Annotated in this window: 19 protein-coding genes, 1 tRNA gene and 1 pseudogene; 11 read left to right on the top strand and 10 right to left on the bottom strand. The window is 45.7% G+C overall.

Annotated elements, in window-relative coordinates; all coding sequences use genetic code 11:
- The first annotated feature begins 384 nt into the window (after positions 1–384).
- From Q0605_RS04475 to Q0605_RS04435, 9 genes and pseudogenes are all read left to right on the top strand, one after another.
- On the top strand, positions 385–1,098 hold the full coding sequence (locus Q0605_RS04475; RefSeq protein ID WP_297950489.1) for a DUF4230 domain-containing protein: 714 nt from the start codon (positions 385–387) through the stop codon (positions 1,096–1,098).
- A complete protein-coding gene (locus Q0605_RS04470; RefSeq protein WP_298704598.1) occupies positions 1,099–1,551 on the top strand; it encodes a hypothetical protein in 453 nt (150 codons plus the stop codon).
- Positions 1,552–2,231: 680 nt separating this feature from the next.
- Positions 2,232–2,576 (top strand): hypothetical protein, encoded by a 345-nt coding sequence (locus Q0605_RS04465; protein WP_298704595.1) that lies wholly within the window; start codon positions 2,232–2,234, stop codon positions 2,574–2,576.
- The gene (locus Q0605_RS04460; protein WP_298704592.1) at positions 2,527–2,916 is read left to right on the top strand and encodes a hypothetical protein; all 390 of its coding nucleotides are present in this window, start codon (positions 2,527–2,529) and stop codon (positions 2,914–2,916) included. The genes Q0605_RS04465 and Q0605_RS04460 overlap by 50 nt, the downstream gene beginning before the upstream one ends.
- A 24-nt stretch (positions 2,917–2,940) precedes the next feature.
- Positions 2,941–3,150, top strand: coding sequence for a sulfatase-like hydrolase/transferase (locus tag Q0605_RS04455; protein ID WP_298704589.1), 210 nt, complete (start codon positions 2,941–2,943; stop codon positions 3,148–3,150).
- A 213-nt stretch (positions 3,151–3,363) separates the two neighbouring features.
- A pseudogene (locus tag Q0605_RS04450) lies at positions 3,364–3,791 on the top strand (sulfatase-like hydrolase/transferase); the annotation flags it as partial.
- Positions 3,792–3,806: 15 nt separating this feature from the next.
- Positions 3,807–3,977, top strand: coding sequence for a hypothetical protein (locus Q0605_RS04445; protein WP_005872049.1), 171 nt, complete (start codon positions 3,807–3,809; stop codon positions 3,975–3,977).
- Between the two features lie 499 nt (positions 3,978–4,476).
- A complete protein-coding gene (locus tag Q0605_RS04440; protein WP_298704584.1) occupies positions 4,477–6,627 on the top strand; it encodes an autotransporter outer membrane beta-barrel domain-containing protein in 2,151 nt (716 codons plus the stop codon).
- Between the two features lie 110 nt (positions 6,628–6,737).
- Complete coding sequence (locus Q0605_RS04435) at positions 6,738–6,887, top strand: hypothetical protein (protein ID WP_156187200.1); 150 nt, start codon at positions 6,738–6,740, stop codon at positions 6,885–6,887.
- Positions 6,888–7,308: 421 nt separating this feature from the next.
- Here Q0605_RS04435 and Q0605_RS04430 read toward each other — a convergent pair whose 3' ends face one another.
- Positions 7,309–7,752, bottom strand: a complete 444-nt coding sequence (locus Q0605_RS04430) for a hypothetical protein (protein WP_298704581.1) — start codon at positions 7,750–7,752, stop codon at positions 7,309–7,311.
- Between the two features lie 699 nt (positions 7,753–8,451).
- Between Q0605_RS04430 and Q0605_RS04425 the strand changes: the two genes are divergently transcribed.
- Positions 8,452–8,526, top strand: a tRNA-Glu gene (locus tag Q0605_RS04425).
- 156 nt (positions 8,527–8,682) lie between these two features.
- Positions 8,683–9,852, top strand: coding sequence for an integrase arm-type DNA-binding domain-containing protein (locus tag Q0605_RS04420; RefSeq protein WP_298704578.1), 1,170 nt, complete (start codon positions 8,683–8,685; stop codon positions 9,850–9,852).
- Between the two features lie 48 nt (positions 9,853–9,900).
- Here the strand turns inward: Q0605_RS04420 and Q0605_RS04415 are convergent, their stop codons facing one another.
- The 9 genes from Q0605_RS04415 to Q0605_RS04375 form a co-directional block, all read right to left on the bottom strand.
- Complete coding sequence (locus tag Q0605_RS04415) at positions 9,901–10,287, bottom strand: hypothetical protein (RefSeq protein WP_298704575.1); 387 nt, start codon at positions 10,285–10,287, stop codon at positions 9,901–9,903.
- Positions 10,284–11,147 carry a hypothetical protein gene (locus Q0605_RS04410; RefSeq protein WP_298704573.1) on the bottom strand — a complete coding sequence of 288 codons (864 nt, stop codon included), beginning with the start codon at positions 11,145–11,147 and terminating at the stop codon, positions 10,284–10,286. The genes Q0605_RS04415 and Q0605_RS04410 overlap by 4 nt, the downstream gene beginning before the upstream one ends.
- 145 nt (positions 11,148–11,292) lie before the next feature.
- On the bottom strand, positions 11,293–12,042 hold the full coding sequence (locus tag Q0605_RS04405) for a helix-turn-helix transcriptional regulator (protein WP_298704570.1): 750 nt from the start codon (positions 12,040–12,042) through the stop codon (positions 11,293–11,295).
- A 625-nt stretch (positions 12,043–12,667) separates the two neighbouring features.
- Positions 12,668–12,955 carry a hypothetical protein gene (locus Q0605_RS04400; RefSeq protein WP_297921133.1) on the bottom strand — a complete coding sequence of 96 codons (288 nt, stop codon included), beginning with the start codon at positions 12,953–12,955 and terminating at the stop codon, positions 12,668–12,670.
- Positions 12,952–13,308, bottom strand: a complete 357-nt coding sequence (locus Q0605_RS04395; protein WP_297921130.1) for a hypothetical protein — start codon at positions 13,306–13,308, stop codon at positions 12,952–12,954. The genes Q0605_RS04400 and Q0605_RS04395 overlap by 4 nt, the downstream gene beginning before the upstream one ends.
- Entirely contained in the window at positions 13,305–13,469 is a 165-nt protein-coding gene (locus Q0605_RS04390) for a hypothetical protein (RefSeq protein ID WP_297921128.1), read from the bottom strand. Before Q0605_RS04390 ends, Q0605_RS04395 begins: the two co-directional genes overlap by 4 nt.
- Before the next feature lie 5 nt (positions 13,470–13,474).
- Entirely contained in the window at positions 13,475–13,873 is a 399-nt protein-coding gene (locus Q0605_RS04385) for a DUF4406 domain-containing protein (RefSeq protein WP_298704565.1), read from the bottom strand.
- Positions 13,866–14,108, bottom strand: a complete 243-nt coding sequence (locus Q0605_RS04380) for a hypothetical protein (RefSeq protein ID WP_298704562.1) — start codon at positions 14,106–14,108, stop codon at positions 13,866–13,868. Before Q0605_RS04380 ends, Q0605_RS04385 begins: the two co-directional genes overlap by 8 nt.
- A 165-nt stretch (positions 14,109–14,273) precedes the next feature.
- Positions 14,274–14,830 (bottom strand): hypothetical protein (locus Q0605_RS04375; RefSeq protein WP_298704559.1); only part of this gene is annotated, 557 nt, incomplete at its 5' end.

The raw sequence follows: 14,830 nt of genomic DNA, 5'->3' as shown, positions 1-14,830 counted from the left end.
AGTGTGACCTCGCAATTCAAGCCCCCTTCCCGCCCCAAGATATGCATGTCACGGCTGAAATTTAAATAGAATTTTATTTTGTAATAAATTTAAAATTTTCTGTATAGAATTTTGCCTCTAGAATTTAGGTCGTGGCGGCGTTTTCTCTTAAGGGGAAAGGGGCGCTACTTGCGAGGCGCTCCCCTTTCCCCTTAAAATCCTCTAACCCCTGGCACGCTCAAGGGGCGGACTGCGTCCGCGTTAAATTTATAATTGTGCTTCGCTTCTTTAAAATTCTTTCTTTGATTTTAAAATTTCTTGCCGCAAAAATCGCAAAATTTTAATTGCACTACAAATCGGCGCGGTATTTTGCTAAAATACCGATAAAATTTTAAAGGATGGAATTTGGAAAATTTTGCTTTTCTTCTAAATTTAGTGATATTTTGCATCTTGGTTTTTATGTTTTTTAAGATGCGCAAAAGCGGCGAGCAGGCGGGCAAGCCGCAGATCGCCACCGACATCACGCGGCTTAAAAGCATCGGCGAGCTGAGCGTTTTTAAAATTTACTCCAAAGAGATCGTAACGCGCAAGCAAAACGTAGGCAGCGGGCTGCTGGGCTCGCTCGTTTCGCCGCTGATGACGAAAAAGCAGATCGCCATCATCTTCGAGTTTGAGATCGAGTTTGTTTACGACCTGCTAAGCCCCGAGTTTGCGATACTGCCGCAGGGCGAGGATCGCTACGAGATCAAGATGCCGCCATGCAAATACAAATACTCGATCAAAGATATGAAAATTTACGACGAGAAAAACGCCAAGCTGTTGCCGTTCCTGCTGCCCGATTCGCTAAATGGGCTATTCGGCGCGAGCTTTGATGAAAGCGATAAAAACCACCTTATCGACGACGCAAAGGACGAGGTCAAGCAGCTCTCGCTAAAAATCATCAACGATCTTGGCGGCAAGATACACAAATCCGCGACCGACACGCTGGAGGCAATCGCCAAGAGTTTCGGCGCGAAGGAGGTCGGATTTATCTTCCAGGACAAGGCGCTTCAGACGATCGATATAAGCTCCAGCGAGATCGCAATCGACAAGTCGCTAAAATCGCAGATCGAGAAGTAGATGGAGCTTTTTAAGGCACTTTTTAAAATTTATTTCGCCCGCATGCTCGCGTTTATGGATGTCTGCGCGAGGGCTTGGCAGCGATTTTACGAGCCGATTAGGCTGCGCAAAGAGAAAAAGCGTCTGCGCGCAAAGGGCTATTTTACCGAGGATGCGACGTGGGCGGAGTTTTTTGCGGATTTTAAATTTTGCAAATGCTTCATCATCAAAAAAATCCTCTATCCAAACTTCTATGCTATCAAAAACTCCATCAAATGGGAGGCGGGCTCAAAGCGGGCTAGCTTTACAGTAGGTTCGTTTGCATACGACGAGATCGCGTGGGTGTGGGTGCCGCGAGCCTTCGACGGCGGGAGGAAAAACGATCTGGAAAAGCTAAAAGATCTACTACAAAAAATCCCCGCGTTGCGCTACGAGCAGAGCGATACGGGGATTAAAATTTTCGGCTACGAGTAAGGTAATTCGGCCGGCGAAAATTTGGTGATGAAATTTGGTGATGAAATTTGGTGATGCGCCCGCGCCGAGAAATTTCACGCATTCGCTGCGAAATTTCGATACGTTAGCGCCTCGTGCATGCACGTTTGCTCGACGTGAAATTTGCACGCTCCGGTCTGCTGCGAAATTTCGGGCAAATACCCGCTGCATAAATTTGATGCAAAAAGCGGGCTTGCATTTTGCGCGTAAATTCTGCGCGAGCGTGCGTCTGTGCGTGGGATTTGCGCGCGGCAGTTGTTTTTGGTGCGACGTCTTGCGGATTTAAATTTATGCGCTCAATCGCGTCGTATTTTTGATACGCGACACGGCACGGAATTTTGCCGTTTAGGAAGCGCGCCGTGCGGCAAATTTCGCAACAGAAAATGTCGCATCAATTTCGCCGCATTCAAATTTCGGCAGGTAAAATTTGCCTTGCGGCATCGTGTCGCGCAAAAATTCGCCGATCGCGGCGCAAAAACAGACGCGCTCAATTTCGCGGTAGAGATTTCGGCGCGGCACAATTTGTAAGCGTAAAATTTACCGCCTGTTTTCATTGCGTTGGCGTGAGCCGACTTGAAGCGCGGCACAATTTGTGGATGCGAGACTGCGCCGCAGCGGTTCCGGCGATGCGGCAGATGTAAATTTAAAAATAAAGAGCAAAAATGGTTCAACTACTACTTGGTAAAGCGAGGGCTCTGCTTGCGCCCGCGCCGAAATTTTATTTCGGCCTATGCGGCGCGGTGGGTGTATTTTGGCTCGTCGTCGCGCTTAATTTGATCGTTTGCGCGGCGCGGGCGTATTACTTTTACGGCGTGGAAGATCGCATATTTTCGCGGATCTTTGAGGATTTTTGCTGCATTTTGATCATAAATTTGCTCATCTTTCATCTCTGCTTCGTCGTTTTTAGAAGATTTTTCGGGCTTGCCGCTCTGTTTGTGCTAGCGATCAATGCGCTTTGTGCGGCTATCTCGCTCTTTTTGGTCGTTTTTTTTCGACTCAGCTTTTAACGTCGTCGCGCTCGATGCGATAATCCACACCGACGCGAACGAAAGTAAGGAATTCGCCGCGCAATTTCTCAGCGCGGGCGTGATCTGCTCTTTGCTCGCATTCGCGGCCGCGACGTTTGTCGCGCTGAAGTTTAAAAAAAGCTCGTGCAACGCGAGGCTGCGAGCCGCATTTAGCGTGATCTATCCGATTTGTGTGGTCATTTTTTGCATTTTTACGGCGACCAAAATCGCAAGCGGCGGCGAGCGTTATCGCGCGACGCTTGGCACATACGCTCCACTTGAGTTCGCGTTCGTCGTAAAAGATTATCTCGGCGATGCAAATTTCTTTGCCGATCTGTAAAACATCGAGCGTGGCTACGACGAGGTGAAGCGGGCGAATTCCGCGCTTGATTTTAACGCAACGCAGATTAAAAACGTCGTGCTGATTATCGGCGAGAGCCTGCAGCGCGGCCATATGTCGCTTTACGGATACGGCAAAGATACGACGCCTTTGCTAAACGATCTGCAGCGGCGGGGCTGCTTATTAAATTTAGCGATACGGTTTCGTGCTACGGCGCGACCAATCCCGCGCTGATGCGGATACTTAATTTCAGCGACTACGAAAGCGAGCGCGAAAGGCCGTGGTTTGAGAGCCTTAGCATTATCGATATGTTCGCGCTGAGCGGCTTTCGTACGATGTGGATCAGCAATCAAGAAGCCTTCGGCAAATTTGCCCTTAGCGCAAAAAGTGCCGCCGATCGCGCCGAAAAAAAGCATCTTTCTTTCCACAAGCGATCAGCTCGATAGCATGCGAGTCGCGCACGACGGCGCGCTGCTGCCGATCATCAAAGAGGCGAAAAAATCGCAGCGCGAGCGAAATTTCTACGTCGTGCATCTCATGGGAAATCATATGGACTATAAAAAACGCTATCCCGAGGAATTTGATAAATTTAAAAGCGACGATATCGCCTTACCGTTTACGCAAAAGCAAAAGGTCGCCCTCGCGTGCTGCGATAACAGCGTGCTGTATAACGACTACGTGGTGAATGAAATTCATCGGATGAGGACAGCCTCATCGTCTATCTCAGCGATCACGGAGAGAATATCTATGAGCAAAACGGCCTCATCGGGCACAACATCAATACCCGATTCACCTACGAAATTCCGCTGCTTTTCATCGCTTCAAAAAGCTTTATCGCCGATCATGCGGAGCTTTGGCGGCGCATAGGCGCGGCGAAGGACGAGCCTTTTATGAGCGACGATCTGGCTCACGTGCTCGCCGATATTTTAGGCATAGAGCCGCTGCAGTTTAACGTGCGCAAAAGCCCGCTGCGCGATGAATTTGACGCTTCGCGCAGGCGAATGACGAACGGGGTGGATTACGACGAAAATTTAAAAGGTAGGGGAGGATACGGGCGGTAAACGGCTCCACGCCGAAATTTAAGGCTTTACGCGCCGTATTGCTTCCGATGCCGTCTACGATCGGGCCGGCTCGAAGCTGCACTTGATTTTGCCGCGAGCGTCAAATTTAACGCCCGTATTTTCGGCGCGAAGCGACCGTCTAACGCAATCGCGCTCGGAAATTTACCAATATCGCGGAGCATTTGCTACGAGCCCGCAGCATCAATTCGGCGTTACCGTTGCGCTGCAAATTTATGCGCCGGCGTGATGCTAAATTCGTTTCTTGAGGATGGGCGATTTTTGCGATTTCACAATGTAAATTGAGCGAAATTTATTGCGTTTGTGCTTTAAATTTACGCCGCAAAACGAATATTTTTTAATGCTACTTTAAAAATTTAATAGTTAATAATTCTTTAATATTGATAGGAGTATAATACATTTCAAATTTTAGCGTGCAAAAGCGTCGCTAAATTGAGTTCGCTTGCCGCTATTTCATCTCGCATTTATGGAGGAGTTCAAAATGCACAGTAAAACTATCGGCGCGAGTTTATCTTTGGCGCTCGCCGGCCAACTTTACGCCATACCCGTTGCGAATCCGCTTACGATCGATAAAACCACGGATTTAAATAATTACGACGTCTATGAAAAAGACGTCGACGACGGAACCCTAACGGTAAAAAATCCGACCGTCGCGCAGATAATTACGCTCGATAGCCAACCGAGCGATAATTCCCCGTTGAATAATATCATCGTAAATAGCGCCACGGCAGCCGATCAGACGCTTAAGGGAAATGCTTTGACGATGAACGGCGGTACGCTCAATAGTATAAACGTAGCTTCCTCGCAGCAGGACGGTACCGTATTTAGCGAAAATACGCTGAATCTAAACGGCGGTGAGCTCAGGAAAACGCATCTCGTTGAATCAAACGGTAGAGCTACGGCTACGAAAAATGTCTTAAATTTAAACGGCACTATGATTTATCACGGTCTTTCGGTTGTAGATATCAATGGGGGTGCGGCGAATGAAAATACGCTTAATATCAACGGTACCAAAGGCGAACGTTTAACGACTACCTTTACCGCTGCGTATCTCGGCAATAGCGGTACCGCCGATGGTAACGTTTTAAATATCAACGGCGGCACGATCGGCGATTCGTTGAGCGCTATGCGGGCCGCATTTGCATGGGGAAATAGTAAGCTTACGAACAACGTCGTAAATCTCAAAGATGCGGACGATCTTCGCGGTAGGATAGACGTTGCAAATATAATGTGGGCGCACGACGGTGCGGAAGCGAGAGATAACGTGCTTAACGTATATGTCCGCGATAAAGATTGGAGCCGATTGGATCTCTGCGTCGCATTCGGTCGGGAAAACCAAAAATTAAGCGGTAACACTTTCAACGTCTACGGCAAAAACGATACGTTTAAATCGATCGCGGGCTTTGAAAAACTCAATTTCTATCTAGCCGCGGATACCGCAAACGACGAGACGATTTTAAATTTAGTAAGCGGCGAGCTAACCGATATAAGCAAAGCGACTATCGGCGTGGGTATAGCAAACGGAGCGGATAAGCTCAAATCGGGCGATCGCGTAAATCTCATAAAAACCGCAAGCGGGATAAAATTCGGCGATATGGCTAACCGCTCCGAACAGTTAGTTCAAAGCGGGCTTTCGACTGCCTATACATTCGCCTTGCGTAGCGCTAACGACGATAAAGACCTGATCGCCGACGTAACCAAAATCACGATAAATCCCGATCCGCAGCCTCTGCCGAATTCCGATCGAATCGGAGCGAAGCTAATGGCACAAAATAAAAATACGCTGGAAACCGGCGCTGCGGTGCTGGGCGCGATAAATCAAAGCGACGATATCCTTTCGGGAATAACGGATACCGCAGACGGAACGTTTGCGTATGCGGGAGGTTTTAATATGCGCTACAATTCCGGCTCCTATGTAGAAAACAAAGGTATCTCCGTGCTCGCAGGAGCGATGGGCCGTATTGGGGACGGCGCGAGCCTGGGAGGATACGTAGAAACGGGCGGCGGTAAATATGAGAGCTTCAATGATTTCGCCGTCAAAGGCAGCGGCGATCTCAAATACGCGGGGGCGGGCATTGTGAGCGAATTCGACTTGGCGGAAAATTTCTATGTCAAATCGGGAGCCAAAATCGGTCGTATCAAATCGGACTACGAGGCTTCTCTGGCCTCGGGAAGGGCCGAATACGACGTAACGAGAACCTACTACGGGGCAAATTTAGCCCTCGGCAAGATTTTCGAGCTGAGCGCTAATCTCAATGCGGACGTTTATGTCAAGGGCTTTTATACGCATATCGATTCTAAGAAAACGGAGGTCTTGGGCGAGGGCATCAAGCTGGAGGGTATCGATTCTGTAAGAAGCAGGGCAGGCGCTCGATTTAATTTCGACGTAAGCGATAACGTGGAGCTTTTCGCGGGAGCCGCTTTCGAGCGAGAATTTAAAGGCAAGATCGGCGGCTATAATAGTACCTACGCTATGGATATTGATGCCGCGAGCGTCAAGGGCAATACCGCTATCGGCGAGATCGGCGCGAAGTATTCGAGCGGCAAGCTGGATACTTCCTTGAAACTAGAGGGTTTAAGCGGCAAGAAAGAAGGGATCAACGCGGGATTGCGCTTCGTTTATAAATTTTAAGCGGCTAAAGTATGCTCTAGCCTGCGTCGGTGCAATCAAAGGGCGGGATTTAAATTGAAATCGGAGCTTTTAAATTTAGGTATAAAATCAAATTTTTTAGCTGCATACTATTGAAAAAGATTGGGCTTGCCGAGCGCATCGTCTCGGGAGCGCAAACGACGGATAAAATTTCGTTTGGATACGAGCCGATATGCCTGCAAAAGGCGTATGCATTGAATTTGAAACGCCCGCTTTCATTATGCGCGATGAAGATATTTTAAACTCAAGGCATCGTAACGTCGCGATGTAAATCTCAATAGTCGCATCGTAGCAAAGTTTACAAACCTTTCGCGGCGCATTTTTCGCTACAATTTACAAAACGGCGTCAAAAAAAAGCGAGCGTCTTTGGCGCAGACGCTTGCTAGGCCCCTGCTACGCCGCGTTTGCAAACGCCGTCGCCGATACGCTCGGGCTGAGTGGCGCGCAACGAGGATTTAAAATTCCAAACTCCGCCTTTGCAAGATGAAATCCCGCGCTTATTTCGTCACACCGTAAATTTTAAAATGTGCGAAATTGTACCGCTTAGGCGATCGAAAAACAATCGCAATGCGGCGATTCAAATTTAAACCTCTCGCGTAAAATCGTCGCCCTGCGCGCCTAATGCCACAGATCCTGCGAGCTCGCGGAGCTTTTCATACTAAGCTACGCAAGAAGCATCACCGCGGGCGTCAACGGCTTTAAGATTAAATTTGCTAGCGCCATGTATTTTACGACGCTTGGGGTGATGAGGGGCGGCGCGAGTACTTGCAGCATGCCGTAGATGATGTCTGCGGCGACATCAACGATTAGCAGCGCGGCGTATACGGCAAAAAGCTTGCATCCGGTAGCGGCGCGCAACTTAAAATTTATAATTATCCAAGCGAGCGTAACCGCAAATATCAAATACGGCACGTATATTTGCAGCCTATTACAATCACATCTTCTAAGTATATAAATGGCTGAAAAATATAGCAGCGCCGCAAGCGCAATGCTGTAGGCGTATTTGAAGATTATAAAAACCTGCGGACCCGTGATATTTTGGATGTTTTTAAGCGCGTGGTAAAGGAATGTGAAGGCAAAAATCCACACTAAGATTTGAGAATCCAAGTACGCGATCTCGCCTTTATAGAATACGCTACGCTTGCGGCCAGTAGGCAGAGCGCGCCGAGCGTGCCTTGCAGCTTCGCTCTTTGAAAATCTTCATTCTTTTATACCTTTAAATTTTAATGCGCGGCTCGCTGCTTGCACTACGCAGATGAACGGCGGGCGCTGCTTTGATTATCGCCACGCGGGCTTTAAATTTAGCCGCTGCGAATTTTAATTTTAGCCGCCGTGCATACTTCGTACTTTACGTCGCTGTGAATGATTTAAGCTCAGCACGCCGCCGAATATCTCATCCTTGGGCTACTGCCGCGAATTTTATTTAGTTCCGCCGTTACGAGTGCTTTTAATTTAACGCCGTAGTTACCGCAAATTTTACTTTGGCGCCGCCGCTCGCGTAATACATTTTTGAAATGGGATTTTACGCAAATTCTGTTTAAAATGGATTTAACTTTTTAAATTTAAAAGCAGCGGCATGAAATTTACGCGGCATCTGAAATTTAAGCGCAGCGCAAAAGCGAATGGCGAAGATTTGTGTATTGTTTCGCTTTTTTTAAAATTTCACTCCATATTATATTTCGTCGTGCTAGAATTAAGATAAAGTAGCTGGTGTCTGAACTGGCATTTTGCATTATTTTTGTTGAAAATATATAATTTAATCCAAAATTTATATACACTTCGCTATTATCCCATTTTCAATTTCGCGGCCCACTCGTCTAGTGGTTAGGACGCTGGCCTCTCACGCCGGTAACAGGAGTTCAAATCTCCTGTGGGTCACCATTACTCATTTTTATATCCATTTATATCAATGTATAACCATTTACAGATTACCGACAGTAAGGCATTTTAGGGCTATTTTCAATTTATATTAATTTATATCGATTTATAATTATTTTCGTAAAAAATGTATAACTTTCTGTATAACAAGGGTATAAAATGGCTAAAATTTTAACCGCGACGCAGGTTAAGAAATTAAAATTTGAGGGCAGCGGCAAACTCAAGGCGCATTCTATCGATAGCACGTGCGCGCTGTATCTCGTGTGTTTCGCAAATGGCAGCAGATATTACAAGCTGCGCACAAAAAGAGGATACACGACGCTAGGAAGTTTTGAGGATATGAGCCTTGCCGAAGCTAGAGAAAAAGCAATGAGTTTGCGCAAGTCCGGCGCGAGCGATGAACTACAAAAGCAGAAACTCAAAGATATCTTTTACGCGTGGCTGAATATTAAAATTCCGCCCGAGGATAGCGAGAAAATAAGGCAATCTCGTCGCAAGATGGTAAACCGCGCAAATAAACATCTGCTGCAACCTCTAGGCAATATGGCGGTAAATGAGATCGGCACAAAAGAGGTGATCGCGGCCACCAAGGGCGTGAATTTTGCAAGTGCTAAAAAGATAATCCCAATCCTGCGCGACGTACTTAAATTTGCTCGCGCCCAAAACGCGGCAGGCGATATATCGTTTATTTATGAGATCATCGATGATATGAGCGAAATTTATCCTAAGAAAAAAGTAGAGCACAGAAAGGCGGTGACGGATCCAAGGCGTCTAAAAGAGATTATAGAAATTGTGAGAGATGCCCTTATAGAGCAGACGATTAAAAACCTCTTTTTTTTCAATTTGATTATGGCACAGCGCCCACATCAGATCAGAGAGCTTAACTGGGATAGGGTAGATGGGGATTTTGTATATTTCAAAGAAGTGGACAATAAAACGGGGGTAAATGCGCGCCTGCCGTTACCGAGACAGGCAAAGCAAATTTTAGAGGATCAAAAAAGGATAAGCGCGGAGGGGATAGTTTTCAAATCGAGCACCTATTCTAAGCGTAGCGGCTGGGCTATCTCGGACGGCACGCTATTAAAAACGCTGAAGCGCTTGGGTATAGCCGATCTACACGCGCACGGCTTTCGCTCGATGTTTGCGACCTTTGCTATTCGGGCAACCGACGGCGAGCGGGCGATGTTTGAAAAGCGTATCATCGATGAAGTATTATTACATACGCCCGGTAATGAGGTGGATAAAGCATATTTTAGGGACTTCAACTCGCGGGAGCATTTGCGGGTATTGCAGTGGTGGGCGGATTATTTGGACGACTTAATAGCTTAAGCTGTCCGCGTTTGATCGCATCCTTTTCGCGCCATATGATCTAAGCTCTTACTTCCCATTGGGTATTGAGCCTTTCCTGTTATTCTGCACGCTTCCACCTCCTATCTGAATATTCCCGCCGTTTATGACGACGGACGCAGCGCTTCTTTTAGCTTTATTTTTGCGGCGGGCGCGTTTGCGTCTTTTGTGGGGGCTATCCTTTTTAAAATATCTGCAATAAATTTCAAGTAGACCCAAAGGATTAAAATGCTCTTTCGCATAGCTTGGGTAGAGGGTATCGAGATATAAAAGCTTATCTAGAACTTTATCCATATTGAAATCTTCGCCATAGACCTCTTTAAAAGAGAGCTCCAATTCTTGCAGCTGCGCCTCTTGCTTTTTGCTAAGAAGTTCTCCTTCTTCACTCGGGTAAATCCGTCCACCTATGCTTTTCATCGCTCGTCCTTTAGATAAAGTTTATTGCTTTCGCTTTGCTCTTTTAGCTTTGACAGAGCGGCAGAAAGCTTGTTTTGCAGGCAGGCAAGATCTGATTGCAAAAGCTCGAGCTCATGCCGCATAGCTGCCGGCGCCTGCGCTTGCTCAATGCTTGCTTGCACTACGATGGAGCTCAGGCGCGCGATATATTCTTTTTGGGAAGCTATGGTTTGATTGGCTAACGCTAACTCGCCCGCCATATCCTCTATCTCGCCCCTTAGTCGAAAGACCTCGGACATATGAGAGATCGCCTCGTGTTTTACGTCGGTTAGCTCCTTATTAAGCGCCGATAGCTCGGCGCCGTTTATGCGAGCGGGAAAGCCCGCGCGAGCGGTACGCTTGGCGCGATATGAGGCGAGCGCATTTTTCGCTTTTGTGGTCTCGCCTTTATAGTAGGCGAGCTTTCTGCCGTATTTCTTGGCCTCAAGCTCGGCATCCGCTTTCAGATTTGAGATTTCACCCTCGTAAACTAAATTTTGTTTGCGTATAGCGGCATAATCCCGCACCTGCTTCAAAATCGCTTTTTCGAGCTCCTGCTCCGCCCATAGTCTAAAACCCTTAGCCTTTTCGCTACGAATAAACATCCCGAGTTTTATTATGCCGCGGAGCGTCCATTTTAGGATTTCTTGTCTGCCGCCTTTAGTGTCAGCTAGCTCGTAGATGAAGTGAATATCCTCGACGATTTCGTCTGCGTGGTTGCGTTTGTGGTCGATAATGGTTTGTTTGCTTACGCCATAACGTTGAGCCACGTATTCAGAAGTGAATGTTTGGAAATTTAGAATTTCAACTTGCGGGCTTAGTTGTGTGAATAAAGAATTCATCTTAAAACCTTTCATTTTTGAAATATTTTAAGCGAATTATATATTATTATTGAAAGTTTGTCAAGGGTTTTTATTCATTTTTGAAAAAATAGCTAAAATAAACTTCTAAAAATGAAAATAAAGGGTAACGAAATTTTCGTTCTCCTTATAGATTTGATACGATTTCGTGGGCTTTTTTGATTGTTTCTAGCTTTGATTTGAGTTCGATATTCTCAAGCAAAGCATTTAGATACAGCTCGGCAAGTCTCGGCAGGTCGCCGCCTTTCCACCTTGCAACCGTGCTTTCGGGAATATCCATCCTCTCCGCCAGCTCTCTTTGCGTGATATTTAGTTCTTTACATACGCGCTTAACTATGTTTTGCTCTTTTCCATAGTCGGCGTCAAAATGCCACTCTAGCACATATAAAAGTTCGCTGTCCTTGTCGGCAAAATATATATATCTATCAGCCCCTTGAGGAGATGACGGCTTTACTAGATACCCCACTATAGATGAGATTTTATTTTTTAACTCCTCTTCTATAAGGTAGTAGTTTGAATACAAAGGATCTGTATCAAGTTTTATTTGCCGTGCGACCCTGCCATATGCCACAGCTTTTTCTTGATCGACAACATCGTATCCTAGAACTATTACGCTATTTTTCAAATACTCTAAAATTTTTTTAGCAAGCATATCCCATATTTGCTTCGGTGGCATTTTGTTTTCTAAATCCCAAAACTCGTCCTTTATAGTGGCTAAGAAATCTAAAATCTCCCTCGTTCGTATATCCTGTTTATTATATTTTTCATTGGCTATATGTATTGCCTCTGAGATAACTCCAACATTAAATGCAGATATGCTTTTTTCCTTAAAAGCTTCTTTTATCATATCTTCCGTTATTTTTATATGTTTACCCATTGTTTATCCTTCAAAATTTACTTCAATTTTACAAAAACCTAAATTTAAAAGCCCTTACGCGCGTTTCGTAAAACAACGCAAAAGCCTTGCTCGCTTATGATCTTTTAACGCTCGCACGGGCTTAGCGGACGCCGCGAGATCATAAGCCCTTATCCTTTTTCATACGCTTATATCCGATATAGTCTTTCGCGACGATCGCTCCTATGCCAAAACCCATTAAAAAATAAACAATCCAAATCATCTTTTCTCCTTAAATTTCGATATAATTCCCGTATGGAATTTTTAGATCTTTTAAAAAACATTTTCGGCTCCGAAGCTGCGGCTTTCTGTCTCGGCGCTTTCGGAGGTTATGTGTTCGCGGTAAAATTTATTCTGCCGCAAAAAATCCGCGATATAGAAAATGGCTTGAAGACCGAAACCTTTTCTAGAAACTGCCCGTTGGTATACTCCGCTTATGGAGGGTATAAGAACGAGGTCAAGGTAACTATCCGCGGCGAGAAAGTAATACATTGCGCCTGTCCTTATTTCGACTATACCGAGCGATGCTGTCGTCAAAAACATGAACCTTGTCCGCTTATGATCTTTTAACGCTCTCATTAATACTCCGTCCTGCTTGTCGCAAGGGCTAGCACCCCTCTTTTAGCTTTTTAATATCCTCGTTGAGCCAATCAAGGGGATAGCGGGCTTCGCCGTTGAATATTATGAAGCGCGGCATAAATTTCCACTTCCCTTTGTTTTTTGGCATTCGCATTTTGGCGAGAATATTGCTGTTTTCGGAATAGCCCAGCATAATCGAAGCCTCTTTTTGCGTCAGCAGCCTTTGGTTTTCGGCGGCGACTCCAGCTGTGATGCCGCCGTTTTCAAAACGTCCGAGCACGGACGACGCTTCTTTTGGTTTTTGATATTCTGTCATTTCTTTTCCTCCGCTAAAGCTTCATCTAGCTTTTTATTCAGTAGCTTGATGGCCTTTTCTAAAGTATTGCTACCTTGCAATTTTTCTATCCCTATCTGCCCTGTTTTTGCGCTAGCGGCGATATAAAGGGTGTTTTTGGACGGGTATAGAAAAGCAAAAACCGCGACGACTATCGATATTTTAATAATGCACCTCGCGGTTTTTACCATTCGCGCGCTCGTATCGTCGTCGAATTGAATGCCGCCAAACCACAACATTATGCCTGCTAAAAGGACGCAGAAGCTACCCAACAATAGCGGATACATTTTATCCGACAGATCCGCCAAGTATATTAATAACAAGATTTCATTCATTTTTCGATCCTTTTTAAAATTTTCCTCAACTGCTTTAAATTTAGCTCAAGCAGTCGTCTGTGGATTTGTTCTGCGAGCGCACTTTTTTTGTCGCGCTTTTCTGCAGGTCCGTCTATCTTGCGCAAAAGCTCACGCTCTTTTTCTCGGTCGGGGCTACTCATTTTTTCTATCCTTTTAAATTTTGATGAAATTTTTCCCTGCGTAGGGACTCATAGTTGTGAATTTTATACCCTCTCGCAGTTGCGTATTCGATCTCTAGCCCTATGCCTTTTGAGCCGACTATCAAAGACAGATCGCAGGTTTTGGCGCTAGGGATAAAAATCTCTCCACATGTGTCGATTTGCATAAAGCAAATTTTCATAATCTCGTCGTAGCTTCTATCCGCATACTGCACCGAGTTTGCGAGCACGGGCGAAAAGAGTTCTACGGCTAGCCCCTTGCTGTCAAAAAATTCGTCGGCTTCCTCTAGCGCCTTGATAGCTATACGTCTTGCTTCGCGCCTGTTAGCTACCGCCGTATATGGCGAGCAAATGTAAATGCGCGGTATATGTGTGTAACTACTCATATTTTGTATCCTTAAGAACGCACCTTATAGCCTCAATCTCGTTTTGGAATTCGTTCAGGTTTCTTATCTTTACGCAATCTCGTTCTAAGATATGTTTTGGCATCGCCGTGGCGATTCCGTTTGACATACAGATGCTATATGTGTCGCTATCTTTTTCAAAAATCTTAGCGATGACGCTTTTTCCTTTAAAAGTTTTTTTATTGTAAATATAGTCTCCCACCTCAAATTTATTCATGGCTTTTCTCCCTCAAAAATAACGCTGCGATGCCGGCGGTCGCCGTAAGGACGCCTCCTAAAATCACGATGATCCATAATGCAATTTCTATTTGCATATCTCTCTCCTTAAAATAAATTTTGCGCTAATGCGTATATGGCGATCATCAGGATCGCAAAGCCCGCGCTAACCATCACCTGCTTCAGATGGCTCAATATCGATCGCGTCATCTTCCACCTCCAACGAAATCGCGCTAAATCGCGATAAAATTTCATCGGCGCTCACGGCGTCGCGCGGCATAAGCGCCATACGATCCAGCATCTTATCCTTGCGAGTAGTGCTAAGCGTAGCTATAAATTTCATCGTCTCTCTCTCCTCTCTTGAAATGATCTCTCCGTTTCGTTTTTTCTCTAAAATTTCGCGCGCCTCGCTCTCGAAAAATTGATATGAGCTAGCCATAAGCACGTCGTTTCGCTCAATATCTACTTTGGTGTTTTCCACTACAGCCTTGAGGCTGGAGTTGCGAAGCATATCTCTTACGGGTTTATCCTCGCTCATAGCCAAAGTGACTTTGTTTTGTAGGGCTTGTACCCAGCCAAATTTCTTTTTCCATCTACCTATTGCGCTCATAGAGCTTTTCAACCCCATATCGTGAAGCTTTTTAGCTAAAGCTCGCTCCGATATAGGAGTAAAGTCGTTCTCTAGGTTCGCGCTTTGAATATAGATGTCAAAGGCTTTTTGTT

This window comes from uncultured Campylobacter sp., assembly GCF_938017705.1.
Taxonomy (GTDB): domain Bacteria; phylum Campylobacterota; class Campylobacteria; order Campylobacterales; family Campylobacteraceae; genus Campylobacter_B.
The sequence above is the reverse complement of the archived record's forward strand: the minus strand, read 5'-3'. Positions and strand labels throughout refer to the sequence as shown.